The organism is Pseudomonas sp. ICBG1301 (assembly GCF_016918385.1).
Classification (GTDB): Bacteria; Pseudomonadota; Gammaproteobacteria; order Pseudomonadales; family Pseudomonadaceae; genus Aquipseudomonas; species Aquipseudomonas palleroniana.
In genome coordinates, this window is the sequence record NZ_JAEKGB010000003.1 from 72,491 (window position 1) to 99,241 (window position 26,751).

Below are 26,751 nucleotides of genomic sequence, written 5' to 3' on the forward strand. Positions count from 1 at the left end.
AGAGCGGGTCATGTTTCATAGGATGAAAAGTTGCATGCGGACTTCAAGGGATTAAAGTCTTCTCAGCATTCGCTACATGGCCACTGGGAAATCGCTCTACCTGTTGAAAGTCCATTCAATTGGATTGATAAACGGTGCCTTACATGACGGCTACGCTAAATGACTCGCTGGCAAACACGGTGGTCTCTGAGATTCAACAACCCCTGGATATTTTCGAGCGTAAAGAATCCAACGTACGCTCTTATTGCCGGGACTTTACCGACACTTTCCATACCGCTGAAGGCTCGACCCTGACCAGTGAACAGGGTCAGGTATTCATCGATTTTTTCAGTGGAGCCGGTGCCCTGAACTACGGGCATAACAACAAGGTGTTAAAGGCTGCGCTGCTGGAGTACATCGCCGACAATGGCATCACCCATGGCCTGGACTTCAAGACCACGGCCAAAAAGGCCTTCCTGACCGCGTTCGAGGAGCACATCCTGGCGCCGCGCAACCTGCGTTACAAGGTGCAGTTTCCTGGGCCAACCGGCACCAACGCGGTGGAGGCGGCCATCAAGCTGGCGCGCAAGTACACCGGGCGCCAGAACGTCGTGGCGTTCACCAACGCGTTCCATGGCATGTCCCTGGGCAGCCTCGCCTTGACCAGCAACCCACGCAAGCGCGCCGGGGCCGGGGTCACCCTGAACAACGTGACGTTCATGCCGTACGACCAGTATTTCGGCGACAACGTGGACACTTCGCACTACCTGGCCAACATGTTGCGCAGCGGCAGTGGTATCGACAAGCCGGCGGCGATCGTGCTGGAAACCGTGCAGGGCGAGGGCGGAGTGAACAGTGCCTCGGCCGCATGGGTGCAGGCTGTACAGCGCATCGCGCAGGCCCACGACATCCTGCTGATCATCGATGACATCCAGGCCGGTTGCGGCCGTACCGGTGACTTTTTCAGCTTTGAAGCCCTGGGGGTCACGCCGGATATCGTGACCTTGTCGAAATCCATCAGTGGCTACGGCTTGCCCATGGCCCTGGTGTTGCTCGCGCCGCATCTGGACGTGTGGGAGCCGGGCGAGCACAACGGTACGTTCCGGGGCAACAACCTGGCCTTCGTCACGGGCAAAGCGGTGATCGAGCACTACTGGCGCGACACCGGTTTTACCCAAGCGTTGAAAGCCAAGGCCGACTTCCTGCAAGCGTCGCTGGCGGCGCTTTCCCAACACTTCGCCGCCAAGGCGCCCAACCGTCTCAAGGGGCGTGGTTTCTTCAGGGGGCTCGAGTTTGAAGACAAGAGCCTGGCGCAACGAATCGCGGCCAAGGCCTACCTGCGTGGGTTGATCATTGAGACGTCGGGCATTGACGATCAGGTGCTCAAATTCCTCCCGGCGCTGACTATCACCCCGGCGCAGATTACCCAGGGCCTGCAGATACTGGAGCAAGCTTTCGCCGAGGTAACCGCGCCATGAGCCAAGCGATTGTTACCCGACATGCGTCCCTGGATGACGCGCAGGCCATCGCGCCGCTGCTGGACAAATACCGTGAGTTCTATGGTGAGGCCCCCGACTTGTCGCGGTCACTGGCCTTTATCCAGCAACGGTTCTTTTTGGGCGAGTCGATCATTATCGTGGCCGAGATAGATAACGAAGTGATCGGTTTTACCCAACTCTTCCCGAGTTTTTCCAGTGTCACGCTGGAGCGTCTCTGGATATTGAATGACTTATATGTAGAAGCTTCCAAGCGCAGTGCGGGAGTTGGGTTGGCCTTGTTGACGGCGGCGCGCAACTTTGCGCTGAGCACTCATGCCAAACAGTTGTTTATTGAAGGCGCCGAAGATAATCCACGGGCCAGAAACTTATATACGCGCTTTGGCTTTATCGAGAACACGGCCTACCACTATTACCATCTTCCACTCGCCCGCGCCCAAGGATAGGAGCTTTCCATGTCAGAGACTATTTACGATATCGTCGGGATCGGCTTCGGCCCCTCAAACCTGGCGCTGGCCATCGCGCTCGAAGAAGCCACCTCACCCTTGACCTACCGCTTCCTGGACGCCAAGCAGGCTCCGGACTGGCAGGATGAGATGTTGCTCAGCGGCTCGGATATCCAGAACAACCCCCTGCGGGATCTGGTGACACCCCGCAACCCACGCAGCCGCTATGGCTTCGTCAATTACCTGAAAGAAACCGGCCGCCTGTTCGACTACCTCAACTTGCCGCTGACCTATCCGCTGCGGCGCGAGTACGCCGAATACATCAAGTGGGTGGCCGGGCATTTTCTGGGCAGTGTCGAATCATCGGCGTTCGCCCGGCGCGTCGAGCCGCTGAACGTCAAAGGCGAGCCCGTGTGGAAGGTCACCTACAATGATCAGCGGGTCATCTACGGGCGCAGCCTGGTGCTGGGCACTGGGCGCACGGCGAACATTCCGGCGGTGTTCGATGGCCTGCCTGGCCCGCAGGTGTTCCACCTCAACCATTACCTGGAACGTATTCATGCCTTGCCGCCGACTGCGCAACGCATCGGCGTGGTGGGCTCCAGCCAGAGCGCGGTGGAAATTGTGCTCGACCTGACCGCCAGGTTTCCGGACAAGGACATCTATTCGTTGCACCGCAGCTTCAGCTTCCGCCTCAAGGACACCAGCCCGTTCAGCGACAAGGTGTATTTTCCGGAGTTCATCGACTACTACTTCAACCTGCCGCCCGAGGCCAAGGCACGGGTGGACAAGCAGCTGCGCGGGACGAACTACAGCTCGGCCGATGAGGACGTGATCAATGCGCTGTATGTGCGCATCCACGAAGAAAAACTGCAGGGCAGACAGCGCATCCACATTCTCAACAATGTTGCCATCGAGCAGGCGTCCATAAGCGCCTCCGGGCAGGTGGAACTGGCGCTCAAGGAGGTCAACCAGCTCACGCACTCGACCCTGGCACTGGACGCCGTGGTGCTCGCCACCGGCTTCAAGGACATCGCCGCCAAGGAAAACGGCGAGCTCTACCCACCGCTGTTGGCGCCTTATCACCGACGGTTTCGCACCGACACCCAGGGTGCGCTGGTGGTCAACCGCGATTACAGCCTGACCGCACTGGACGACTTGCCCGCCGTGTATCTCAACGGGCTGTGCGAAAGCTCCCACGGCCTGGGGGATGCCGGCTCGTTCAGCCTGATCTCCCTGCGGGTCGAGCACATCCTGGCGGCCCTGGAGGAGACGCTGGCGTTGACCGAGGCACCGGCACAAGCGCTGGCTTGATCCAACCCGGCAGCAGCCGTTGCCGGCTGCTGCTTCTTACAAGGAGTTCTCATGTTTACAGCGGCATTGATCTATATCCTGGCGGTGATCAGCCCCGGGCCCAACTTCATCATTGTCAGCCGGTTTTCCTCGCTGGGGTCTGTCTCCACCGGCATCGGCGCAACCTTGGGCATCTGTACCGTCGGCGTGTTCTTCTCGACCATTTCCCTGCTCGGCCTGGCGGCGTTGCTGCATCAGTATCCGGCGTTTTCCAAAGTGGCCACGCTGTGCGGTTCGGCGTACCTGCTGTACATCGCCTACAGCATCATCAAAAGTGTGCTGGCGAAAAACACCGGCACCGCCGAAAGCCCGGCGCCGGGGGTGACCAGTTTTGCCAAGGCTTATCGGGTGGGGGTCATCACCAACATCAGCAATATGAAAACCATCGCCTTCATGATCAGTATCTATGCAGGCTTTCTCTCTTCACCGCGTTCGGACCTGGATAAAGTCCTGGTCGTCATGTTGTGTTCGAGCCTGGAAATCATCTGGTACTCACTGGTGGCGCTGCTGTTTGGCCAAGGCCCGATCAAGGCACTGTTCCTCAAGTACACGCGGCAGATCGACGTCGGGCTGGCGGTCTTCCTCGTCGCGTTTTCACTGAACAACGCCATCCCTGTACTGATTGCCAGTCGATGAGGCTTTGTCATGGAATGGAACGAAGTACTCAGGGATGTAGGTGTGCGCTTCAAATACCGCAGCTGGTTGCTGATCGACCTGTCGCCGGATGAACTGGCCTTGCGCGAACCGCTGGCCACACCGGGCCAGAACTACTCGGGCATGGCCCTGATCCTGGATTGCAGCCTGGAGAGCATGTTCCAGATAGTCGATGGCCTGGGGCCGGGCATCAGCTATGCCGCCTCGCTGCAGGCCAGCAAGCAACCGGTGGTGGCGGTGCCTGCGAGGAGGGCGCACTTCCAGGATTTTCGATGGGCGTGCTGAGCACCCACAAAAAAGCCCCAGGTCTTTCGACTTGGGGCTTTTTCATGCATATCTGGTGCCCCGGCGTCGTTTGAACTGGAGGGTTTTATGCCCGGTTTATATGGGCTTTATCGGGCGTTGATCGGTTAGGCATACAAGCTGGCATACACGGTGCTGGCTGCTGAGGGTTGCAAAGCTGTGTAGATTGAAGCTCAGCGCTATGCAGGAAGGTTATTACCGTGCCTCTTGAAAATGATTTCGAACCCTTGGTATTTGCAACCGAAGCTCAAGAGCAGATGTTCAACGACATCCGTAGGGAGCTGCCAAATTTTCCGGAAAGCCTGATCTATCACTGGCTACTTCCCTTCGCGGAGGACATAGGGTGGCCGCCGGTATTCAACGCCGATCCGACGATGAAGATTGCACGTTGGCAATCAATCCTAAAAAAGCCACTTCACTACTGGTGCACTGTGGTCTGGAAATTGGAGTATTTGAGACCAGACCAACTGACCTTTACTGAGAAGGAGCTTCGAGATCTGCATGACATGATCTTGGGTCATGCCTATGGTCAGCAAACGCTGTTGACCATATTCCTCGGGGAGAGCAGCAAAGGGCGTTTCTTTCGACAAGTCGGTGACCTTCTGAAATTAGGAGGATTCACCGAGCCACCCGTGATCGTGAATGCAGGTGCTCAAATTCACCTGGTTGATGGTAGTCACCGAATGGCCGCGCTGATTTTTGTGATGAACGACTCGAGAGTTCGTGACGCTCATGAGCTTCGTGGTTTGCCGTACGAGTCATTGTCCGAAACTCATGCATTCTGGGTTGGTTACCCGCCCGGAGAATAGCCACTGTCTGATCTACGCGGGGAAAATTGGCGGGGCCCCTGGGAGTTTCTTAAACACACGGGGCATGAAACCCGCGGTATCGAGTTAGTGGGAGATGCCGGAAGTTACTGAAATTTCAATCGTTGAAATTGAAAGGATCTTGATGAAAAAGGGCCATCGTTACAGCTGCGGTAAAGGTGGCTGTATTCGTTGCGGATAGTGAACACCTCCATTGCGTCAACCATGGTCACGGGTGTCAACCACGTCAACCTGTCAACCAACTAAAAAAATCCAGCCGCTAACACGAACGCGCGGGTTCTTTGCCCCGTGTCTATCCGAAATGCCCAGGGTCCCCAGTGGCTTTTCGATTCATAGGGCATATGCACTGGTGAACAGCAGTTCACCCGGTTCACCTGTTCACTAAGCTGGGCACCTTTCCGCTGACACGATCACGCGGGTTCTTTGCCCCGTGTCTATCCGAAATGCCTAGGGTCCCCAGCGGGGTTTCGATTCATGGGGCAGCAGTTCACTAAGGTAGGTGCAATTCCGCTGACACGATCACTGGGGCCTTCCCCGTGTCCGGAGGAAAAGCCCTGGGGGGCCACCGCTTTATGAGGAGGTCCCACCTATCCTCGCTGGAGGAGCTACCCTTTCCGGGGAAGCGGGGAGCATGCCCTGTCTCAAACTCGTGTTACTAGTGTTGCAGGTGTAACAGTTTGTCCTAATGCACTGTATTTATTGTGTTTTTTTCGTGTAACAGGATCTTGATGCTTCTGATTTGAAGGATGTTACGTGGGAGACCCGTGTTACGTAATTGAGTGGCGGCCGGTACTAGACAATCTGATGGCTCATCAGCGGGTGGCTCATATAAACGCTCGTGTTTGGCTCAGAGTTGAATGCGGTATGATGCCGAGCTAGAAACCAACACGCGGGCAGAGCTCACGGACCGTGTGGCTAGGCGTTAGACCAGAACATGGGGAGTAAAAGGCCTGAATTTTTACGATTTTTTTAGTGGATGTGGTGGCACCAGTCGCGGCATGAGTGCTGCGGGTATGGCGGTGCGCTTAGGTCTCGATATTGATCCTGATGCTGCCAGTACATTCCGCGCCAATTTCCCAGGCTCTGAGTTCATTTGCCAGGACATTCGATCGTTAAAAACTTCGGATGTGTCTCACCTAGTGATTAGAGACAATCAGCCGACAGTATTCGGCGCCTGTGCGCCATGCCAGCCTTTCTCTAGACAGAATCGCCAGAAGAAAGGGGATGACGTTAGGAAAACTTTGCTGCCTGAGTTTCATCGCTTCGTCAGAGAGTTTAGACCAGAGTATATATTTATTGAAAATGTACCTGGGATGCAGTCTATGGACAAGGTAGAAGGGCCGTTCACTGAGTTTATAAAGTTTCTTAAGAAACTAAATTATTGGTATGACTACAAAGTTGTAATGGCTTATCACTATGGTGTGCCTCAGCGACGGCGGCGCCTAGTACTAATAGCAAGTTTGCTCGGTCCAATAAAAATCCCTCAACCTACTCATGGCCCAGGTACAGAGCAGCTTAATCTTCCAACAGTCGGAGAGTGGATATCTGGACTGCCGGTGTTGAGTGCGGGAGAAACTTGCGAGGAGGATCCTATGCATCGCTCTGCACTTTTGTCTGAGCTGAACTTGGAACGAATATCAAAAACTCCTGTTGGTGGAGGGCGAGAGGATTGGCCTGATCATCTATGGTTAGACTGTCACCGGGATCATGGTGGACATTCAGACGTTTACGGCCGCATGTCATGGGATAAGCCATCCTCTGCGCTCACTACAAGATGCATCAGTTTATCAAACGGTAGATTCGGTCATCCCGAGCAAAATAGGGCTATAAGTGTTCGTGAGGCGGCGTGTATACAAACTTTCCCGCGAGACTTCGTTTTTCATGGGAACTTAAATTCAATGGCCCGACAAGTCGGGAATGCAGTCCCTGTTAGGATGGCAGAGGTGTTTGGAATGGAATTTCAAAGGCATTATGCGAATTACCTGCAAGAGCAGGTGGCCTAAATGGCTAGATTTAAAGTAAGGGCGAGAACTGTAGATATGTTAGGTCGGCAGCAAATTGCCGGCATTCCAACTGCTATTAGCGAACTTTTTAAGAACGCGCATGATGCATATGCGAGAAATGCTGAGGTTGACTTTTTCAGAAGTGAAAGTCTTTTAGTCCTTCGGGATGATGGCCTAGGGATGACGAGGGAAGACTTTGAGAAAAGATGGTTGACTCTAGGGACCGATAGTAAGGTCGGAGCCAAAGGTCTCGCTCGTCCACCGAAGGATCCTAGTCAAGAAGAACGACCAATATTGGGTGAGAAAGGAATTGGCCGTCTTGCGATTGCGGTGCTTGGTCCGCAAGTTTTGATCGTATCTAGGGCAAAAAGAGATGATCTACTTCCAGTAAGTACGGTGGTTGCTTATCTGAATTGGGGCATGTTTGAGCTGCCAGGCTTGGATCTAGAGGAGGTAGTTGTTCCGATAAGAGAAATAGATTCAGGTTCAATGCCAGATGCAAAATTGGTTGAATCTATGTTGGTGGAAGTAGTTGATTCCCTCACCGAAATTAAGCAACGGATTGACCCAGTCGCTCTTGAAATTCTAATTCGGCAGGTGAGAGCCTTTAAAGTGGATCCTGAGCTCCTCTCATCAGAATTGGGGCAACCCTCTCTCAAAGGAGAAGGGTTTGGTACTCATTTCTATATTACTCCAACTGATGATTTGATTAAGGACGATATAGACAACAGGGCAGATGAACGAAAGGCTACTCGATTTGAGAAAAATCTGATCGGTTTTACCAATACGATGACCCCTGGCTCTAAGACGCCCCCAATTGTTACGAAGTTTAGAGATTACGTCGACGAAGGGGCTCCAATCGAGCGTATTGGTGACAAAGCTTTTTTTTCTCCTCAAGAATTTGAGGAGGTTGATCACCATGTTATTGGAACCTTTGATGAGTATGGGCAGTTTCAGGGGAAGATTGGTATTTATCAAAAAGAACCAGAGCCGTACGTATTAAACTGGGATAAGTCTGATGGTACTCCAACAGCTTGTGGGAAGTTCTCTTTGTCATTTGCATATTTGCAGGGTGCAGAGAAAGACTCCCTTCTATCAAGCGAAGAGTATGCGAAATTAAAGACAAAATTAGATCGGCATGGTGGCATCTATATCTACCGTGACGGAGTTCGAGTTCAGCCTTATGGTGACTCGGATTACGACTTTCTGGATATTGAAAGGAGGCGAACTTTAGGTGCTGGTTATTACTTCTATTCTTATCGTCGCTTATTCGGTGTTGTCGAGTTAAATGGTATAGAAAATAGCCGTTTGACAGAAAAGGCAGGTCGGGAGGGGTTTAGGGAGAATAAGGCGTACCGTGATTTTCGTTCTATCCTGATGAATTTTTTTATTCAGTCCGCTGCGGATTTTTTTCGAGAGGATGGTCGCTACTCTGAGCAATGGCAAGAAACCAAGTTAGAGCTTAATAATAGTGCGGATATTCGGAAAAAGAAGGCTGCGCAAGTTAACTTAAAGAGAAATGATTTAAAATCCGAGTTGGAAGCGTTTTTTCATAAGGTTGATGAGCGCGAGCCAGAGGTGAGTCTGCAGTCGTTAGTGCGAAGCGCTAAGACTAAGGTAGAACAAATTCTACAAGGTGATCATTCCAGTAGTTTCAAAGCTGCTTCAATAATGCAGGTAGAGAAGGAAACTCTCAACTCTATAAGGAGCGAGAGGAGATCAATGACAATCGCAAAACCCCGAGGTGTTGGGTTGTCTAAGATATTAAGTAATCAGTGGGCAGGTTATGTAGAGCAATCTGCAAGGCTCGAAAGTGAAGTTTTTCAACAGGCTGAAGTTGAGATAGAGCAACTTATTTCAAGTGTCTCAAATAATGATGGCATTCCTATTGATAACGCTGCAAGGCTGGAGGAGTCAATAAGAGGTAAGTCCGACTCTATTCTGAAAGACACTCGAAAGTTAAGGTCTGAAGCCGAAGAGTTAGTGGCTAATGTGGCTAATCAAGTTAGGACTGCTGCTAGGGACTGTTTTCGAGCTGTAAATCATGCTGTAGATGATGCGCTCGCAGAATTAACTAATTGTCAGCGTTCCGCTTCTGATGCTCCTGATCATTCGACTATTCGACAGTCACTTGAAGAGAAAATAGAAGCCGTTTTTTCTCATGAAACAAAAAAACTGTCTCGTTTGAAGGATCAGTTGAGCACTGTCCAAGCACTTCAAAATGTTGATGCTTACGATACTGCGGAGCTTGCTGAAGCTTTAGAAGAAGAACTCGATGCTCTTCAGGAAAGACGTGACGCGGATTTGGAATTAGCACAAATCGGTATGGCGTTGAGCACTGTTACTCATGAATTCGAAAAAACTGTTGGGTCTCTAAGGGATGGTTTTAGGAGACTGAAGGCATGGGCTGCCGAAAATCCCGCGTTAAATCAGCTCTATGTAGATATGAGAAGTAGCTTTGATCATCTTGATGGCTATCTTACGTTGTTTACTCCTCTGGATCGTCGTTTATATAGGAAGCCAACAGAGATAACCGGAAAACATATATATGATTTTTTGGTTAACTTATTTTCCGACAGGCTCAAAGCAAATGATATTGCCCTGTCTGCGACTCCTGCGTTTATGGAAAGCTTTGTCGAAGGGTATACATCGTCCTTCTATCCGGTTTTTGTAAATCTAATCGATAACTCAATTTTTTGGCTCGAGCGGGTTCACGGTCGTAAAAGAGAGATTTTACTCTCTTCAGAGAATGATGGATGGGTTGTAAGTGACACAGGCCCCGGTATCAACTCTGGGGATAGAAAGAATATATTCGCTTTGAATTTCTCGCGGCGTCCGGGTGGGCGTGGCATGGGACTTTACATCTCTCGACAATCGCTTCAGAAAGTCGGCTACGATTTGATGTTGATTGACTCTACTGTCGGTGCGGCCTTTAAGTTGAAACCAAAAGAAGAATTTGTCGGTAAGGAAATCGATTAATATGGAAGCTACCAATTTTAGTGCCGATAGATTAGCCGCTGCGAAAGAGTTCGCACAGACAATGATTGTTGTAGATGATGAAGCCAAAGGTACACCAACAGTCGAACAGGTAACCACCCTTACTGCCCCAAGAAGGGCAGCAGCAAGAGCCGCCGGTGAGGGTCGGGATGAGGTCAGCAAAGGATCTACAATCGTCCATCAGCTGGATTCCAAGCTTCTGATTGACACCGCAATGGAGTTGGGGCTGATTTGTTCTATTCTTTGTCCTGCGACAAAGGATGAGGATATCGTCAGTCGTGTAGTAAAGGCTGCTGAACGTGTCGATATCGTTAGCCTTGATTGGGAAATGTTCGGCGATTCAGGAAAGACAGCGATAAGCTTGATACGCGGAATCGTTTTGTCTGATCTGAAAAAAATGGGTCGATTAAGGCTTATTTCTATATACACTGGAGATAAGCGTCTAAGTGATATTCTTGCCAGTATTTTCAGCTCTTTTGATGATCTGGAAAAGTCTAACTTGAAGCTGGCTATGAATGGAACTTACTTGTCTGGCAAGGACGGTCTAAAAATAATTTGCTTGTTCAAAAAGCATGGCACCCAGGTCCCGCCCCAGTTTGGAGAGTTCCAGGTTTCTGAGAGTGAGCTTCCTAGTCGTTTGTTAAATGAATTTGCTTCAATTGCTGAAGGATTATTATCAAACGTCGCACTAGCGACTGTGGCATCAATTAGAAGTGTTGCACATCATCTGATATCTAGATTTAATGGGAGGATGGACGGGCCATATTTTTTACATCGAGCCTCTATTGGTACGGCGGAAGATGCTGAGCAATACGCTTTAGATATTGTTTTAAGTGAACTGAAGAGCGTGGTAGATAGAGATGGAGTAGCTCGGCGCTGGGCAGGTGGTGAGGCGATTACCAATCGAATAGATGCTATGGCTGATAATGGTGAGTCGCTGGATTTTCACTTTGAACGTGAGGGTAAAGCACTCATAGCTAAAGCCCCCATAGCAGAGGTTAAAGATTTCGTTATCTCAGGGAGGAATGCCCGGTCTTTTACTTTCAAAGATGAGCCTAAGCCTTCGAAGAAGGACTATGACCAGAGTTTTCCGACTGTGTTCTCTACCAGTTTAAAAGAATCGCAGGAAAGTATGTACGAGTTTGCTTGCTTGACTGGGATTCGAAGCTTTCCAGGGAGCAGGGTCTTTAATGATGGTAGTGGAGCGCTTCCGGTCCTACGCTTGGGAACAGTTATTAAAAACTCGCGTTCTGAGTATTGGTTGTGCTTGCAGGCAGCATGCGATAGCGTGCGAATTAAAACTAATACTGCTTTCTTTTTTGTTCCAATGGAAGTTGTTGAGGTTCAACCGGAACATGTGGTTCCCATAGTGGATGCGAAAGGGAAAGTAACCTATGTAGGTTTAAAGCTGGTTTCGAAAGCTTATACCAAGTCGGTCTCGTTTGTTTTTGAACCTGTTCTTTGTGATACGTCTTTACGAGTCTCTGCTGCCAAGCGCGGGAGTGGCGCTTTTTCCTTTACTGATGCTAAAGGAAATATTTTTCTTTGGGTGGCTGATCTCAAACAGCGCAGAGCGCTGCGAGTGTCGCAAAAAGTTGGCGCTGAGTTGGCACGGATTGGATTTGATGAGTTTGAACCATTCAGGACATCTAACTGAGCTGGTTGAATTACGGATTAAATATTGAGGTGGCTCAGCTTTTGCGGATTTTTTTGCATAGAAGCTAAGCGAGAAGGTGGAAGTATGTTTGGTTCGGAAGAGCAATGTACACCAGCTGAGTACAGAAACTATGGCCTTAAAATGAGGCCCTTTTTCTGTATGCATTTTTAGAGGTCTAGCTTAATAGCATCAAAGCTGAAAAGTTCATTATTATGGTAATCCTTTCAGCTTACTTTCCACGTGGGTCATTTCATTCTTGATCAGATTGATGGTGATTGACTGGACCGTTGTGGTCTTCCCGGTTTTGATGTCGACAATTTTGAGCAAGGCGGCTAAATGCTCTTTCCGCGCCTTCAGTGTCTCGCTCCAACTCGCGCTGTTTCGGAATTGAGTGATCATGGTCTTTGTCCTGATAGAGTTATAAACAGCCCGCGTCCGCAGGCTGTTTAAGATGGCGCTGTGTTACAGCGAGAGGATGTCTTCTACGGTGAACTTGTACGAGCGGTCAGAGAGCTCACGACTACCCCATGTGTCGAAGCCTTCGCCTTCTTTAGGCAGCACCAACCTTCTCAGGCTGATTTGATCTTCACCCAGCAAACGTTGGGCAGCCCACAGCTTGGCGCCCATATCCATCAGTGCCTGGGCTTCTTCGTTCCACTGCTCTTCCAATACTTTTTTGGCTAGCAACAAGGCCGTTCTCTGGATGGCAAGGTGTTCCCTTTGCGCCTCGGCGATGTGTTCGTTGACGATGACCAGCTCCTGCTCCAGCGCGGCAATGATGAGGTGCTGGCGACGATTGTGTTCGATGGCCGTCGTAAGGTTTTTCGCAGCTTTTTGCGCGTCTGTATTGGCGTTCTTTTCGCCATCGGTGTCGCCCCAAGCTACTGCCTGTGCGTAGGCGGTGGCTGCATCGGTTTCGGCTTGCCGGGCCTTTGCCAAGTCTTCTACCGCTTGTTGCTGGATCTGCTCCAAGCGGGTGCTAAGACTCTCGCGTTTTTCGTTGAGCTCTTGCTCGTCGGCTTTCCAGTTCACCATCGATTCGGTGTAACCGGTCATCAAGGTTTCGTGATTGAGCAGTTGCTCGCGTCGAGTGATCTGAGCATCTAAGATCCAGGCATGGTGTTTATTGGAGTCGTACGGAAGTTTCAGCGTGTTGTACTCACTGCGGACTTCACGCAGACGATTCGCGTCTAATTCTTCGTCACCCTCCAGTAAGGCTTCCAACGGTGCCATCTCGGCGTAGTGCTCTTCAGCCGTCCTCAGGTAGTTATCACGGCGGGTGGTCAGTTGGTCGATCTCATCGATCATTCGTTGCTTCTTCTCGCAGTTAGCGGTCGCATGAGTACTATCCGAGTTCTGCAGTGCAAGTAAGGTGGTCTCGCTGCTGTCCAGTTCGCTGGCCAGCAGTTCGTGTTTTTCGGTAGAAGCTTGGAATTCGTTCATCTTTCTTGTTCCTTCAAATTGGCTTTGGGTTGAATGAGCGGCTGGCGAGGCCGGGAGAATAAGCCGGCGCTACCTCGATCAGCAGAGAGGCCATCAGGCAGCCCGAGCCTCGCGGTCATCCGTTCCCGGAATCGTCTTTACGACGTAGCAGCGTTGCGGACCGAGGCCGGGCAAACGGACCAGACTCGATGCCTTGCCATCGCTGGCCGGCTCCAGCACGCCACGCTGCAGTAGTTCCTTATTCACGGCGTTGATGTTCATGCCTCGGAAGATCTCGGAGCGCCATGCCTCGGGGAGCACGTAATAGGTGTTGGTGGTGTGCAGTGCGTCACCCATGCCGTGCTCCATCGTCTTGCGAAAGCCCAACCGATCAATCGTGCGTGGGCCGTGCTCATCGATCTTGGCGGCGGCAGATTCCCAGCGGGTAAAGCGACTTTCTCCAAAGCGCTCGATGACCTGTCTCAGCCGCGCCAAAATCGCATCGCTCTCGAAGTTTCCGGCGCCGCCACGCTCAGCCAGCCATGCATGCAGGCAAACCCGCGCAGCAGTCGTGGCCGTACCATCAGGCCAACCGGTGACGCCAAAGGCGGTGGCCAACTCTCCGGCCGCTGCTGCGAGGCCAAAGCGAAGGGCTGCACGTTGGGCTTGCCCACTGGCCGATGCAGGTAGGTTTTGGGTGATGAACTGCTCCACCGTGCGGCGAACGATCACCGACCACCTGAGCATTTCTCCAGGCGCGCACAGCGCGTGCAGGAAGGCGGTGAAAGGCGTGCCGTAGTATTTGGCGACACGCGCCTTGAGCGCATCGGAGAGGGCAGCAGCATCCTCAAAACCATTCAGCACATCGAACATGCCGAGGCCTTTGCTCGCATCCGCAGGCACCGCAAGCATGCGCACCTCCATGCCCGCTTTCAGCTCCTTGTTTGCATCCGCCATGTGCTGCGCCAATGTCTTCTCGCCGGTCGAGAGAAACAGCAAGCGCCACTCCTGCACCTGTCGGCCTGCTTGTCCTCGATCATTCGCCCGGGCCTTGCCGGTGCCGTTGCCGAGCATGTACACCGTTTCCCCAATGATGCGTGCGTCACACATGCCGATTTCATCCAGCACCAGGAGGCCGTCTGAGTGTGCGGCGGCGATGGACTCCAGCGCGTTGTCTGTCGAGCGCCATGAACGCACCAGACGAGGCCCGCCATAAACCGATGCAGCGACTTGCAGGTGAGTGGTCTTGCCCCCGGAGCTGTCGCCATACAGGTGGAAGCCGCCCGACTCATGCCCCAGCATGTTCAGCAGAGGCCCTGCAAACGCCACAGAGACGACAAACGCCAAGCGATGGTTTCCAACGCATAGCGCGCCGACTTGCTGCTGCCATTGCTCCAGAGAGCCCGCTTCGCTGATTGGCGGAAGCTGCGCACCGGCTTCATAAAAATGCAGGTGTTCGGCGTGCGAGCCGATTTGCTGTTCGGGCAAAAGGAAGGCGTTGTCGTGCCAGCCCAGGCGCGTCACCAATCGTGCGCGCTGGGCGCTATCGAAGCCGCCGAGATAGCTCTGCAGGTCATTACGGGCATTGCGCCCCGACCGACTTCCAGCGAGGCGTAGGCCCATGTCTACCAGTGGCCCAAGTACGTCCTTGCCGAAGTCGCCGGTCATGGTTCGGGCTGGAATGTTCCAGCGTTTTTTGGCGCCGTCCGGGTCATCGAACTCGACCAACAAGCCCCAGTTGTGGCCCTTGTCGTCGCGAGTGCGGGCGATGATTTCCAAAGGCGAACACACGGGGCGCGCCTCACCATCATCGCCGGAATAGAACACCCCTTCAGGCGTCAGGCGAAAGCCGCCTGGCAACAGGTCATTTTTCGATTTTGCAGGGCGTTTGGCGGGCGCCTTAGCTTGGGCTTGTTGAGGCTCGATGTGCTCAGTTGCGCCGACGAAAAGCTCGCCGTTGCGCACCAGCTCGGCTACGTGACCAGCGGTCCAGCCTTTGGCTAATGCGTCTGCTGCATCGTCTCCGTCAGCCCATTTTCCACCTTTGACGAGTGTCGGCTTGCCGCCTTTGCTGCTGGGCCTGAGATTGAACATGTCGAGCGCAACTCGTTGCACTGAAGCGGCGCCCAGCTCAATCAACTTGAGCTCGAGGGCGTCCATGCAGACCTTGCCGCTGGCATCGTTATCCGGCCACAGCACAACGCTTCGCCCTTTGAGTGGCGTCAGATCGGCCTTGTGCCAAGAGTTGGAGCCGTTCGGCCAACAGGTGGCGATGTGGTCGGGCATCAGTTCAGCGGCGGCGTCAGCAGCTTTCTCGCCTTCACACAGCACCACAGGCGCATCTGCACGCTGTACCAGCTCATCCAGGCGCAGCAATGGCCGAGGCTCCGGCAATCCTTGCCAGCGCCATTGTGTGGTTTGTCCATCGGAGCGTTTGCACCAGGTCAAAGGCGCAAAGACCTTTCGCGGCTTACCGTCTTCATCGGGACCCAGGTCGAAGCGATACAGCGCCATGACCGGCTGGCCCTGAGCATCGCGATAGATCCACACTTTGGACGGAACACCGTGTTGCCGGTGTTTGGTTGGACACTTGTTCATGGCCTCGGCCGGGATCGGTTGAATCGCAATCCACTCCGGCTTAGCACTCTTGGGCGGTGCGCTTTTGGCAGTCGCAGAACCAGCGGAAACACTGAGCAGATCCGCCAGCTTTTTGCAGGCATCGACGTCCGTGCCGCCGTCGATGTAGCGCACCAGGTCAATCAGGTCGCCGCCCTTGTCGCCGGTGGCAAAATCCGCCCAGGTGCCTTTGCTCAAATTGACCTTGAGCGAGCCTGCGCGCTTGTCTGTACGCGTGGGATTAGGTGCGGTGTATTCCTTGCCACCATCGACGCGTTTGCCGTTCGGCAGCCAGTGAGTTAGGACGCGGTCGATGTTCTTCAGGGCGGCGCTTTTTACGTCGGCAAAGCTGGGGCGTTTTGAGGTCTTGCCGGTGCGCTGAGTCATGGTGCGGTCCTCGTTGCATACAGCGCATCGTTCACGTCATCAATCAGTGCTTTTGCCATTTCGCCCAGGTACAAAGCAGGCCAACTGAACCGCTCGCCCTCATTACTCATGGCGGCGTCGAGGGTCAGTTGATTGGCGTAGTGCTGAAACAGCGATATGGCCTCAAGTGCGTCCTCGATCGGCACGCCTGCATTGACCCTAAACAGCTTTTGAGTACCGCTGGCAACGCATGAGAATTCGGCGCGCCCGAGAGTGTTGGCAGTATTCACAGGGCACCGCCCTTCTGGCCCATTGGCACAGAGGAGGCATCACCGTACATGGTGAGTGTTTTGATCAAGCCCAAAGTGCCGCGCACGTCCCAAATAACGGACGACAACACGTGGTTGGAAAGCAGGGGTTTATTCCCGTCTAAGTGATCTTCCAACAGCATGAGAACCGAGTCGGCACGGTCGAGAGCACAGGTGATGGCGTCAATAGGTAGACCGGCTTCAGCGTCCTGGCTGACGCAGAGCAGATCCTCGGGCAGTGCAAAGCCTGGGAGCGTGCTCATTGGGCACCCCCTTCGGCTTCCAGAGCTCGCGCTTTGGACATGTGGATGTTGTAACGAGAGAGGCGTGTGGCGAGGCTGGAGTTGGCGTGTAAAGCGGCGAGAGCCATTGCTCGATGAGCAGCGGCGCGAATTTTGAACGGATTGGTGGCGTGCATTGGGCGAAACTCCTTTGTCTGGGGAGCTGCCACGGTTCGCCGTCAAACGAATTAGGGTGGCAGCTGTACGCAGGTTGACGGACCGGGGACAAAGGAACCCGGCATACCCGAAGGTATCCCGCGCACAGCCGCCATAAACAGGATGTGCGGGCACAAAAAAAGCGCCTGCAATCGTGATGGGGGCGCCTGTGCGCCAATGTCTGAACGGGCCGTCAAACCCGGTCGCTGATTTTGCAGCGACGGCCAGAGAGTAACGTCCGTTTTTTGAAAGTGCAACTGTGCAGATCACTTGCGGATTTTTTCGGGGCGGCATAAATTGATCAGGCATGTAGATTTACCTCAACGCCTCCGGTTGCCGCCGGGGGCGTTTTCGTTTCAGGCATGGACTTCCCATCGCAGGGAAACAAAGGGCAAGAAGTCGCCATCGAGGCAGGCGCGTGCATCCTCGTAGGCGTCGATTTGTTGGCCTTCGTCGACGATGATTGCTTGGGGTGCTTGGCAGGGAACTGATAATGCGCACCAGGTTCCATCTGTCCATCGCATCACCATCACGTCCCGGTTCATGCGTTTTTGCTCTGTGCGGTAACGTTCAAAACGCTGCATACCGCGTGATGAGAATCCGACCGTTCTGAGTACAGAAAAGGGCTGCAAGATGGCCCTGTTGGCGACTCGATTTTTCATGCTGCCACCTGGTTGCGAGCCTCTATGCGGCTTCGTGCCCATGTTTGGATTTCAGATAAAACCCAAGCTACGGGCGCACCGCGGGCGTTGCTGTTGCTCAATTTGACGGGCAGGGGAAAGCCGCTATCCGTGTGCTGCATGAGTTTGTAGATGGTGGAACGCTTCATGCCCACGATCCGCTCGACTTCGGGCATACGGATCAATGTCGACGATGCGTCAAAGATGGGGTTTGGAGTGGTTGGGTTAAAGTGGGGAGGTTTGGTGATAGACGCTTTCATAGGTCTTGCTCTCGACTGGTTAGGACTGAGAGCAATGATCTAGGTGCGGGTCGGAGATGAGCAGTTCACTTCCAATTGAAATCCGATTGAAATTTCTGGCTTACAGCACGAAGTAGCGTTTGAGAATGGCTTCAACACTTTTGCGGGTGAGGGCTTTTTCAGTCTCAAGCGCAATCCACTCAGGCCGTTGTTTTGGAGGTTTTGCTACCTCGCCTTGTAGCCAGGCATGCACCTTCGTTGCAATGTTGCGTTTGGACATCCCCGCTGCACGGTAGTGGAGCCCCTTTTTAACTATCGCGGCGTCTCGAACGCTAATTTCCTCGTTACGCTCCATGCCGCTGATGAGACCGCCTTTTTTGCGGGTGGCATTTTTGATCGCTCGTTCGGCGATGGGTCTTAGTTCATCGTCGACCAGGCAGGGTAGGGATGTGATCGGTTTTAGATAGAGGGCGTAATCATCAAGTGTCTGGATGTGCTCATCCGGATCGACCTGCATCTCTACGAGCTCGCAGTAGAGGCCCCGCGGCAAATCGGTAGGAGGTTCAGGCACATGCGACCAAGCGTCTTGATCGGCTGTTTGCATCCAGTTGACTAATGTCTCCAGCGCTTTTACGGCACAAGCCATGATGTAGCCCGCATGAGCATCACGCTCCGACACCGAGTAGTAACCACTGTACATTCGTACCCAATGCGCCAGGCGTGCCCTGGTGTCGGTGGAGGCATATTGAAAAATGCTCTCCTCATTAATCATTGTCTGAATGCACATGCTGCCGAGATCTTTCATGTCGGCGAGATCTTTATTGATGTCTTCGCGATGAATGCGCAGCCAGCACTGGTCGATCAGGTGGCAGGCGTCAGCGACCTGTTCACGGCAGAGGTCATAGAGAGGTTGCGCTGAGAGAGATTTGAGCAGGCCGCTGCTTAACGCCGAATGCAATATGGTCTGGCGATCAGTCATTGCCACGTGTCTCAGGCCCCGTGTAACCGAGAGTCCCACGCCCTGCGCTTGAAAGGCGGAGCCAGCGAAGGTCGCTTGGTAGGCTCGGGCAAAAAGCGTCTGCCCGCAGCGCCTGAGGGCTGACTTTTGCGTTACACGCCTGAGCAGCGTTACATCGGATGTACGCTGTGTCTCTCAAGTGTGTAACAGGCGTGAAAGCCAATGAAACTGGGCCTTTGGTGATAGGCGTTACTCGAGTAACACCCGTTACACCGATTTTGGAGGGGGGCTGGGTATGTGCTCTCATACTGCCTTTCCAAATTGGCCCTGCACCACATTTCCATTCACTAGGGCATCAAGGTGATCGGCGTACCACTGCATCATCACTCTGCGCTGAGGCAGGTACACCGCTTTGTTATAGACCCCGGCAATCCCCTCCTTTGCATGAGAGAGCTGGGCCTCAATATGATTCTCATCGAAACCCTGCTCATTGAGTATGGTGCTCGCGATGTGACGAAAGCCGTGGCCTGTTTGCCGACCGGCATATCCCAGTCTGCGTAGCGCCATCAAAAAGACGGTGTTGCTACGGGGGATTGTTCTGTCTTTCCTGCCTGGAAATAGGAGAGGGTACGCACCTGTAAGTGTTCGTAACTCAGTGAGCGCTTCGATTGCCTGTCGAGAGAGAGGCACCACATGTTCGCGGCGACGTTTCATTCGCTCGGCAGGGATCGTCCATAGCTTTTTGGTGAGATCGATTTCTGACCAGCGTGCTTCTCGGATCTCGCTCGGGCGCGATGCTAATAAGGAGAGCAAGCGAAGCCCGATACGGACGTCCTTTGCGTGAGGGTAGGAGTTGATCGCTCGAAGTAGCGCAGGCAGTTCTTCAATCGAAACGTGCGCATAGTTTTCAGCGCTACGCGATTGTAGGAATTTGCTGAGACCCTCAAGGGGGTTATGGACGGCTCGTCCTGTTACGCGGGCAAGGTCATAGATCTCTTTACAAAAGGCACGAACCCGGCCCATTTGTTCAATGATCCCCTTTTGTTCCATGCCTCGTAGAAACTCCATCCATTCCAGGGGCAGTATTTCTGTATATACGCGCTTGCCGAAGACGGGGAATACGTGAAGCTCCAGTGCGCCAAGCACTCGTCGAGACGTACCTGACTCCCAGCTTGTGCGTCTGGCCTCAAACCACTCGCGGCCTAACGCTTCAAAAGTGTTGTTGGCAGCAACCTGGTCTGCAACTTTGCGAGCTTGCTTGCTCACTAATGGATTTTTGCCGGTCGATGCGTCTTCCCGCAGTTGAGCTGCTTTCTGCCTCGCCAATGAGCCACTGATTTCCGGGTAGCCGCCTAGGCCCAGCCAAGACCATTTGCCGTCTGGCTTTTTGTAGCGCAGCTCCCACGATTTTTGCCCGTTAGGTTTTACCCGAAAGTACAGACCATTCCCGTCCTGCTCCCGATAAGTAGCGTGGTCAGGCTCTAGCCCTGCAAGCGTGGTGTCTGCTAAAGGGCGGCGTTTAATTTCAGAGCGCTTCACTTCCTGTATGCCTCCAGTTATAGGAATTGCGAAGCATACACGTGGGCATACACGGCGGGAAGTTATAGGGGTAGACAGGGACGGATAGCCAGAAACAAGAAAGCCCGCACAGGGCGGGCTTCTTGGGGTGTTTCGTAGACTGTCTGAGACAGCCCGAGACTGCTATATGGTGCACCCGGCGGGATTCGAACCCACGACCCCTGCCTTCGGAGGGCAGTACTCTATCCAGCTGAGCTACGGATGCTTGTGCGGGCGACATCATACCCATGTCGGCCAGATGCGTCCATGCCGGTGTTTTCACTGGCGATCGTAGGCAGTGTCAGGGCCAAAAGCGGCTATTTGCCATTATCTTTCACAACTCCTCCTACCGTACGTCCCTTTGTTTGCTTTGCTCTTGTGGCTCCAGCACCGCTGTGGCGCCGCAATTCCCTCCCCCTGGCCAGGTGAACGCATGCATTCCAAAGGAACCGTGATGCTCGATCTCCCGCTGAGACTGACCTTGCTCGCCCGCTCCGATTTATTCCGAGGGCTGCCGGAGCCGCTCTTGTGCTACGTCGCCACCCATATGGTGGAGCGCACGCTGGTTGATCGTGAGCTGCTTTATTTCAAGGATGACGCTCTCGAATTTATTGCGTTGGTGGTGGAGGGCCGGATCTATTCGGTGGTTCACGGGCCGGATGGGCGCGAGCAGATCATCGGCAGCATGGGCGCCGGGCAGGTCGTGGGCGAGACGGCGTTGATCAATGACCATGGTCGTGAGTCTTCGACCTTTGCCGGCGGCCCGACGCGCTTGCTGCAACTGGGGCGTCGACATTTTGCTCCGCTGTTTGAGGAACCGGTGTTTCTGCGGCGCCTGTTGATGCTGATGATGGTGCGCCTGCTGCATGCCATCGAACTGCTCGAATTGGTGTGCCTGCATCGGCTGGAGTCGCGGCTGGCGCGGTTTCTTTTGGCCAATATGGACGAGATCGACCTGGCCCTTGCCATGCCCAGCGTGTCATTGCCCGCCAACCAAGGGGTGTTGGCGGCCATGCTCAATACCAGTCGCCCCAAGCTCAATGTGCAACTGCAGTTGTGGCGCCGCAGTGGCCTGATCAGCGGCAGCCTGGAGCGGATGGTGATCAACGACCTGGAGCATTTGCGGCGCAAGGCGTTTGCCTTGAATTAGCCCTCGCGGTGTTCCCCAGGTAACAGCGCACGCTTGGTTGTGCCTCGCACACTGGCCCTTCATCAAGGATGCACAGGAGTGCTTGCGATGGGGATGACTGTTCCGTTCAAGGATCAATGGGTGGCGGATGACCGCTTGTTTGAAGCGAGTTGGCGCGCCGTCCAGGGCGAGTTGAAGCGGCGTGCGCTGCGGCGTGCCAAGGGTAACCGGGATCAGGGCCAGGAGTGGTTGTCGGCAACGGCGATCAAGGCCCTGCTGTTTTTTCGGCGTTCGCCCGAGCGTATTCGCGACCCTCAGGGGTTTCTGTTTCTCGTGCTCGACCATGTGTTTCTCGACAGCCTGCGGCGTGGCAAGCGTGAGGGGCAACTGTTCGATGACTCGGTCGATCTTGAGCACGATCACCTGGCCGCGCTCGCCGCCCCCTGCGCCTCGGTGCTGGAGTGGGTGGAGCGTTATGAGCGCCTGGAGCAAGTGACGGCGCATGTGGCGCGCTTGCCTGTCGCACAGCAGCGGTTGTTCGAGATGCGCTTTGTCGATGACCTGCCTTACCCCCAGATCGCCGCTGAACTGCAGGTCAAGCTGCCATTGGTGCGCAAGCGGGTGCAATTGCTGCGCAGCGCTTTGCGCTGAATGCCTTTCACAGACATCGGCGTGAGGCGTTCTAGTTAAGGAGCGCGTCACGCCACCCCCACCCCGATCGGGTGAATTCCATCAAGGAGAGATGTATGACAGAGGTCAACAGCCAGATCACCGACGCGGTGACCCAAACCAACGTCAAGGTGGTCGCGGAGGCGCCGGCGCAGGCCATTGCGTCGTTGTATCAGGTGGCTAGCAGTGCGGCGGGCTTGTCGTTGCAGAACGCCGTCAACAGCCAGCAGGCGATGAACCAGATTTCCAACGCGGTGATTTCCAAAGCCGTTGCGTTGATCATGCAGATTGGCGAGAAGGGTTAAACCCTGGGGAGACTTGCCATGTCATGGTTCAGCAGAAAAAAGCCCAGCCCCGCGCCTGAAACACCCGCCACGCAACCCCCGGCGGCCGCCCCGGCAGCATCACCCACGCGCTCGATCATGGCGCGCATGAACGAGCATTTGCTCAACCAGGCGAGCACGCCCTCATCTGACAGCACCGCCGCGCTCAACAGCCAGATCGTCCAGGCGGTGCAGTTCACCAATGCGCAGAATTTCGCCTACGCCCCGGCGCAGATCGCCGTGCCGGCCGACATGATGATCAGCCAGGCGGCGGGGTTGGTCGCGCAATCGGCGGCGGGCTATTTCGATGGGGTCAGCAAGATCGCCTTGGCGGCTCAGGCTGTGCTGTTGCAGCAAATGACCGAGAACATCGTCAAGGACAACCTGCCGGCCGCCGCCGAGGATGCCTTGGGCGCATTGGCCACCGACCTGCTGGTGGGCGCGGCCGCCGCCGTGGCTGCCGCAGCCGGTGCGATGGAGGCCGAGGCTGCCAGCGTGGCCATCGACAAGATCGACCAGAGCATCGCCAAGTACGCCGACACCTTGGCCAACCGGGCAGCGCCAGCGGCCTGAACCGAGCACAGCGTTCCGGAGTTCTGCTGGAACGGTGCAACAGCAACTTGAAAGTAACTTTTCTTGAGTGAGGAGCGACATCATGGACGTTGGAGATCTTATTTTTTCGGTGAAGCAAGAAGACGACAGTACGACGCGGGCATTTATCAAGGCCGGTCAGTTGGTCAAAGCCAAAGTGTTCTCCCAGGACACAACGTATCTGAATGTGGTTCACCCGGCGATTGCGGTGAGCAAGACGATGGTGATCGAAAGCGTTGGCAGTGGCTTGGCCTTGACTGACGTGAGCCTGGAAAAACCACCTCGCACCGCCATGGTGTTTTCCTGCCGTGACACTGAACTGGGGTTTGCGGCGGCGGTAGCGGCCAAACAGTTCTATTTCGACAAGCTCGGTGGCGAAATTGACGGTCGCTACAGCATGTGGAACGCGATGCTTTCGGCGTTCAAGGCTTGGGAGTCCGACACTTCCCTGCAGGACCGAATCAATGAGTCGGTAGCCATTGGCAGCAGTTCCTTTTGCTCACAATTCGCGGCCAACGCTTATGAGATGGGCAACCTCTACAACGTGGCTAACCTGGTGCCACCACCGCCTGCCATTTTCAATCGGCGGCCTTCGGCGATTACGCCCGCGGAACTGGCGACGTTTTGTGATGCCTCGCCGCTGTTCTACTTTGCGGGCTTCTGGGAAGACGGTCAGGAGGTGCGGCTTTAGCGGGCCTGTCGCCAGCCCTACATTGCCCAAGGAGATCGACATGGCCCACCCATCCATCCCCTCAGTGCTATCGAGCGATGACCGTCAACGGCTGGAAGCGATGCTGCGCAACCCGCAGATGTTCGCCGGAACGCCCCAAGCCATCGTCGATGAAACCCTCAAGCGCGCCACCCAGGTGCTTGAGCAATCGAGAGTCAACGAACAGGCGATCCGCAAGGCCGCCGAGCAGAGTGAAGAGGCGGTACGCCAAGCGTTGAACAGCACGCCTGAGGACAGCGCCGGTCGGGCGCAGCTCAAGCGTGAAGTGAACGCTGAGATCCAGAAGTTGATTGCGCAGATCGAGGCCGCCCTGGCCAAGGCTGCCGGCTCCTGAAACCGCACACTTCACAGCGCCTGTTTCGCAACGTTCATTCATGAACACGGAATGCACCGTGTACTCAATAAGGAAGTTAATCATGGCATTTGTTAACGAACAAATTACCGACGCGGTCACCCAGACCAACGTCAAGGTAGTGGCCGAGTCGCCGGCGATGGCGATGAGCACCATTTATCAATCGATGGCGCAGGCCACGGCGATTCTGTTCCAGAACGCCGTGTCCGCGCAGCAGCAGCAAAACACCCTGGCCCAGGCCGCCACCAACCAGGGCGTGATGCAGATCTACAGCGTCGACACCACGGCGGGTGCGGCGGCTACCGAGAAAGTCGCCCAGGGCGGCGTGTCGGATAACCTCACCAGCCTGTTGACCGTGCTCAAGTCTTTCCAGTCTTAAGCACTGAGCGATAACGGATGTTGTTCTTTCTTAACAAAGGAGTTTCACCCATGAGTACTGTCAGCCCGCAAATCACCGATGCCGTTACCCAGACCAACGTCAAGGTCGTTGCCGAGGCACCGGCGATGGCCATGAGCACGATCTACCAATCGATGGGTCAGGCCACGGCGATCCTGTTCCAGAACTCGGTCTCGGCCCAGCAGCAGCAAAACACCCTGGCCCAGGCCGCCACCAACCAGGGCGTGATGCAGATCTACAGCGTCGACACCACCGCAGGCGCTGCCGCCACCGAGAAAGTCGCCCAGGGCGGCGTGGCCGACAACCTGACCAGCCTGTTGACCATCCTCAAATCGTTCCAGCCTTAAATCACAGCCGCCCCAGGCACCCCCGTCGCCCAACAGGCGGCGGGGGTGTTGTCGTTTGCACGCTTGATCCGAAAGGTGCGCCAAATGCGCGGTTTTCGTTCTTTTTTTCGAACAGACTATTGCCCTGCCCCCCCATTGATCCTAGGATTCGTTTGAGATTTCAAACGCTCTGTCTCCCGTGCGCTTTCTGATCATCGTGCGCGCTGGGGCTGATTTCCCTGACGGCAGCCCACAAGGCGCCTTTCAACAACTCTAATTCGCTCCGCGTGCGCGCGGTGCTGTTAAGGAAAGCCGACATGCAGCTCAAAGATACCCAGTTGTTCCGCCAGCAAGCCTTTATCGATGGCGCTTGGGTCGATGCGGACAACGGTCAAACCATCAAGGTCAACAACCCGGCCACGGGCGAAATCCTCGGCACCGTGCCGAAGATGGGCGCTGCGGAAACCCGCCGCGCCATCGAAGCCGCCGACAAGGCCCTGCCGGCCTGGCGTGCGCTGACGGCCAAGGAGCGCGCCAACAAGCTGCGCCGTTGGTTCGAGCTGCTGATCGAAAACCAGGACGACCTCGGCCGCCTGATGACCCTCGAACAAGGCAAGCCGCTGGCCGAAGCCAAGGGCGAAATCGCCTACGCCGCGTCCTTTATCGAGTGGTTCGCCGAAGAAGCCAAGCGCATCTACGGTGACGTGATTCCCGGCCACCAGCCCGACAAGCGCCTGATCGTGATCAAGCAGCCGATCGGCGTGACCGCTGCCATCACCCCGTGGAACTTCCCGGCCGCCATGATCACCCGTAAAGCCGGCCCGGCCCTGGCCGCCGGCTGCACCATGGTGATCAAGCCCGCTTCGCAAACCCCGTTCTCGGCCCTGGCCCTGGTTGAGCTGGCGCACCGTGCCGGTATCCCCAAAGGCGTGCTGAGCGTGGTGACCGGCAGCGCCGGCGATATCGGCGGCGAGCTGACCAGCAACCCGATCGTGCGTAAATTGTCCTTCACCGGCTCCACCGAAATCGGTCGCCAGTTGATGGCCGAATGCGCCAAGGACATCAAGAAAGTCTCCCTGGAGCTGGGCGGCAACGCGCCGTTCATCGTGTTTGACGACGCCGACCTGGATAAGGCCGTCGAAGGCGCGATCATCTCCAAGTACCGCAACAACGGCCAGACCTGCGTCTGCGCCAACCGCTTGTACATCCAGGATTCGGTGTACGACGCGTTTGCGGAAAAACTCAAGGTGGCGGTGACCAAGCTCAAGATCGGCAACGGTCTCGAAGAAGGCACCACCACCGGTCCGCTGATTGACGAAAAAGCCGTGGCCAAGGTCCAGGAGCACATTGCCGATGCCCTCGGCAAAGGCGCCAAGCTGCTGGCGGGTGGCAAGGTGATGGAAGGCAACTTCTTCGAGCCGACCATCCTGGTCGATGTGCCGAAAGACGCCGCCGTCGCCAAGGAAGAGACCTTCGGCCCGCTGGCGCCGCTGTTCCGCTTCAAAGACGAAGCTGAAGTGATCGCCATGTCCAACGACACCGAGTTCGGCCTGGCCTCCTACTTCTATGCTCGCGACCTGGGCCGTGTGTTCCGTGTGGCCGAGGCCCTGGAATACGGCATGGTGGGCGTCAACACCGGGTTGATCTCCAACGAAGTGGCACCGTTCGGCGGCATCAAGGCTTCGGGCCTGGGCCGTGAAGGGTCCAAGTACGGGATCGAGGATTACCTGGAAATCAAATACCTCTGCTTGGGCATCTGACCGGCAGGAGCATGCGGTAAACGCAGAGGGCACGAGAGCGCTGACCCTTTGCGTGTTTCACCCCGTTATTCGTAGTGGCCGGGAAAGCTGTGGCAGTCGATCATCGCATGCTGCCGTAGTTGCCTCCCGCCACGTATGCCTTGGACCACGCCACCCGATGAGTGGCGAATGAGGAC

At 55.0% G+C, this 26,751-nt stretch carries 28 protein-coding genes and 1 tRNA gene; 18 read left to right on the top strand and 11 right to left on the bottom strand.

Going from position 1 to position 26,751, the window contains the following annotated elements:
• The first annotated feature begins 203 nt into the window (after positions 1-203).
• From ectB to JBE38_RS07580, 9 genes are all read left to right on the top strand, one after another.
• Positions 204-1,457, top strand: a complete 1,254-nt coding sequence (ectB, locus tag JBE38_RS07540; RefSeq protein ID WP_205344226.1) for a diaminobutyrate--2-oxoglutarate transaminase — start codon at positions 204-206, stop codon at positions 1,455-1,457.
• Positions 1,454-1,921 (top strand): GNAT family N-acetyltransferase, encoded by a 468-nt coding sequence (locus tag JBE38_RS07545; protein WP_161547626.1) that lies wholly within the window; start codon positions 1,454-1,456, stop codon positions 1,919-1,921. The genes ectB and JBE38_RS07545 overlap by 4 nt, the downstream gene beginning before the upstream one ends.
• A 9-nt stretch (positions 1,922-1,930) precedes the next feature.
• A complete protein-coding gene (locus JBE38_RS07550) occupies positions 1,931-3,235 on the top strand; it encodes a SidA/IucD/PvdA family monooxygenase (protein ID WP_205344047.1) in 1,305 nt (434 codons plus the stop codon).
• A 51-nt stretch (positions 3,236-3,286) separates the two neighbouring features.
• Positions 3,287-3,910, top strand: a complete 624-nt coding sequence (locus JBE38_RS07555; RefSeq protein ID WP_060755521.1) for a LysE family translocator — start codon at positions 3,287-3,289, stop codon at positions 3,908-3,910.
• A 9-nt stretch (positions 3,911-3,919) separates the two neighbouring features.
• Positions 3,920-4,213, top strand: a complete 294-nt coding sequence (locus JBE38_RS07560) for a hypothetical protein (protein WP_205344048.1) — start codon at positions 3,920-3,922, stop codon at positions 4,211-4,213.
• A gap of 218 nt (positions 4,214-4,431) precedes the next feature.
• Positions 4,432-5,040, top strand: a complete 609-nt coding sequence (locus tag JBE38_RS07565; RefSeq protein WP_205344049.1) for a hypothetical protein — start codon at positions 4,432-4,434, stop codon at positions 5,038-5,040.
• Between the two features lie 968 nt (positions 5,041-6,008).
• Complete coding sequence (locus JBE38_RS07570) at positions 6,009-7,061, top strand: DNA cytosine methyltransferase (RefSeq protein WP_205344227.1); 1,053 nt, start codon at positions 6,009-6,011, stop codon at positions 7,059-7,061.
• Entirely contained in the window at positions 7,062-10,040 is a 2,979-nt protein-coding gene (locus JBE38_RS07575) for an ATP-binding protein (RefSeq protein WP_205344050.1), read from the top strand. It begins immediately after the preceding gene.
• A 1-nt stretch (position 10,041) separates the two neighbouring features.
• Positions 10,042-11,715 (top strand): response regulator receiver domain, encoded by a 1,674-nt coding sequence (locus JBE38_RS07580; RefSeq protein WP_205344051.1) that lies wholly within the window; start codon positions 10,042-10,044, stop codon positions 11,713-11,715.
• Between the two features lie 210 nt (positions 11,716-11,925).
• Here JBE38_RS07580 and JBE38_RS07585 read toward each other — a convergent pair whose 3' ends face one another.
• The 11 genes from JBE38_RS07585 to JBE38_RS07635 all read right to left on the bottom strand — a co-directional run bounded on the left by JBE38_RS07585 (position 11,926) and on the right by JBE38_RS07635 (position 20,524).
• Positions 11,926-12,114 carry a hypothetical protein gene (locus JBE38_RS07585; RefSeq protein WP_205344052.1) on the bottom strand — a complete coding sequence of 63 codons (189 nt, stop codon included), beginning with the start codon at positions 12,112-12,114 and terminating at the stop codon, positions 11,926-11,928.
• A gap of 63 nt (positions 12,115-12,177) precedes the next feature.
• The gene (locus JBE38_RS07590; RefSeq protein ID WP_446731245.1) at positions 12,178-13,023 is read right to left on the bottom strand and encodes a chromosome segregation protein SMC; all 846 of its coding nucleotides are present in this window, start codon (positions 13,021-13,023) and stop codon (positions 12,178-12,180) included.
• Positions 13,024-13,251: 228 nt separating this feature from the next.
• Complete coding sequence (locus tag JBE38_RS07595; protein ID WP_205344053.1) at positions 13,252-16,140, bottom strand: DUF927 domain-containing protein; 2,889 nt, start codon at positions 16,138-16,140, stop codon at positions 13,252-13,254.
• Complete coding sequence (locus JBE38_RS07600) at positions 16,137-16,409, bottom strand: DUF3077 domain-containing protein (protein ID WP_205344054.1); 273 nt, start codon at positions 16,407-16,409, stop codon at positions 16,137-16,139. The genes JBE38_RS07595 and JBE38_RS07600 overlap by 4 nt, the downstream gene beginning before the upstream one ends.
• Positions 16,406-16,690: a hypothetical protein gene (locus JBE38_RS07605; protein ID WP_205344055.1), complete on the bottom strand. Its 285-nt coding sequence runs from the start codon at positions 16,688-16,690 to the stop codon at positions 16,406-16,408. The genes JBE38_RS07600 and JBE38_RS07605 overlap by 4 nt, the downstream gene beginning before the upstream one ends.
• Positions 16,687-16,845: a hypothetical protein gene (locus JBE38_RS07610; RefSeq protein ID WP_205344056.1), complete on the bottom strand. Its 159-nt coding sequence runs from the start codon at positions 16,843-16,845 to the stop codon at positions 16,687-16,689. The genes JBE38_RS07605 and JBE38_RS07610 overlap by 4 nt, the downstream gene beginning before the upstream one ends.
• Positions 16,846-17,220: 375 nt before the next feature.
• Positions 17,221-17,526, bottom strand: coding sequence for a hypothetical protein (locus JBE38_RS07615; RefSeq protein ID WP_205344057.1), 306 nt, complete (start codon positions 17,524-17,526; stop codon positions 17,221-17,223).
• Positions 17,523-17,804, bottom strand: coding sequence for a helix-turn-helix transcriptional regulator (locus tag JBE38_RS07620; RefSeq protein WP_205344058.1), 282 nt, complete (start codon positions 17,802-17,804; stop codon positions 17,523-17,525). The genes JBE38_RS07615 and JBE38_RS07620 overlap by 4 nt, the downstream gene beginning before the upstream one ends.
• Positions 17,805-17,904: 100 nt before the next feature.
• Entirely contained in the window at positions 17,905-18,762 is an 858-nt protein-coding gene (locus JBE38_RS27640; RefSeq protein ID WP_240202461.1) for a hypothetical protein, read from the bottom strand.
• A gap of 282 nt (positions 18,763-19,044) precedes the next feature.
• Complete coding sequence (locus JBE38_RS07630) at positions 19,045-20,280, bottom strand: tyrosine-type recombinase/integrase (protein WP_205344059.1); 1,236 nt, start codon at positions 20,278-20,280, stop codon at positions 19,045-19,047.
• A 167-nt stretch (positions 20,281-20,447) separates the two neighbouring features.
• Positions 20,448-20,524 (bottom strand) — tRNA-Arg (locus JBE38_RS07635).
• A 207-nt stretch (positions 20,525-20,731) separates the two neighbouring features.
• Here JBE38_RS07635 and JBE38_RS07640 point away from each other — a divergent pair.
• The 9 genes from JBE38_RS07640 to gabD all read left to right on the top strand — a co-directional run bounded on the left by JBE38_RS07640 (position 20,732) and on the right by gabD (position 26,575).
• Positions 20,732-21,448, top strand: coding sequence for a Crp/Fnr family transcriptional regulator (locus JBE38_RS07640; RefSeq protein ID WP_205344060.1), 717 nt, complete (start codon positions 20,732-20,734; stop codon positions 21,446-21,448).
• Between the two features lie 87 nt (positions 21,449-21,535).
• On the top strand, positions 21,536-22,078 hold the full coding sequence (locus JBE38_RS07645; RefSeq protein WP_060755523.1) for an RNA polymerase sigma factor: 543 nt from the start codon (positions 21,536-21,538) through the stop codon (positions 22,076-22,078).
• A gap of 95 nt (positions 22,079-22,173) precedes the next feature.
• On the top strand, positions 22,174-22,401 hold the full coding sequence (locus JBE38_RS07650; RefSeq protein WP_003187543.1) for a RebB family R body protein: 228 nt from the start codon (positions 22,174-22,176) through the stop codon (positions 22,399-22,401).
• An 18-nt stretch (positions 22,402-22,419) separates the two neighbouring features.
• Positions 22,420-22,992: a hypothetical protein gene (locus JBE38_RS07655; protein WP_205344061.1), complete on the top strand. Its 573-nt coding sequence runs from the start codon at positions 22,420-22,422 to the stop codon at positions 22,990-22,992.
• Positions 22,993-23,074: 82 nt separating this feature from the next.
• Positions 23,075-23,701, top strand: coding sequence for a hypothetical protein (locus tag JBE38_RS07660; protein ID WP_205344062.1), 627 nt, complete (start codon positions 23,075-23,077; stop codon positions 23,699-23,701).
• A gap of 40 nt (positions 23,702-23,741) precedes the next feature.
• The gene (locus tag JBE38_RS07665; protein WP_090367598.1) at positions 23,742-24,074 is read left to right on the top strand and encodes a hypothetical protein; all 333 of its coding nucleotides are present in this window, start codon (positions 23,742-23,744) and stop codon (positions 24,072-24,074) included.
• Between the two features lie 82 nt (positions 24,075-24,156).
• Positions 24,157-24,471: a RebB family R body protein gene (locus tag JBE38_RS07670; protein WP_060755527.1), complete on the top strand. Its 315-nt coding sequence runs from the start codon at positions 24,157-24,159 to the stop codon at positions 24,469-24,471.
• Between the two features lie 50 nt (positions 24,472-24,521).
• Positions 24,522-24,836, top strand: a complete 315-nt coding sequence (locus JBE38_RS07675; protein ID WP_090367596.1) for a RebB family R body protein — start codon at positions 24,522-24,524, stop codon at positions 24,834-24,836.
• Positions 24,837-25,132: 296 nt separating this feature from the next.
• Positions 25,133-26,575 carry an NADP-dependent succinate-semialdehyde dehydrogenase gene (gene gabD, locus JBE38_RS07680; RefSeq protein WP_060755529.1) on the top strand — a complete coding sequence of 481 codons (1,443 nt, stop codon included), beginning with the start codon at positions 25,133-25,135 and terminating at the stop codon, positions 26,573-26,575.
• Positions 26,576-26,751 lie beyond the last annotated feature (176 nt).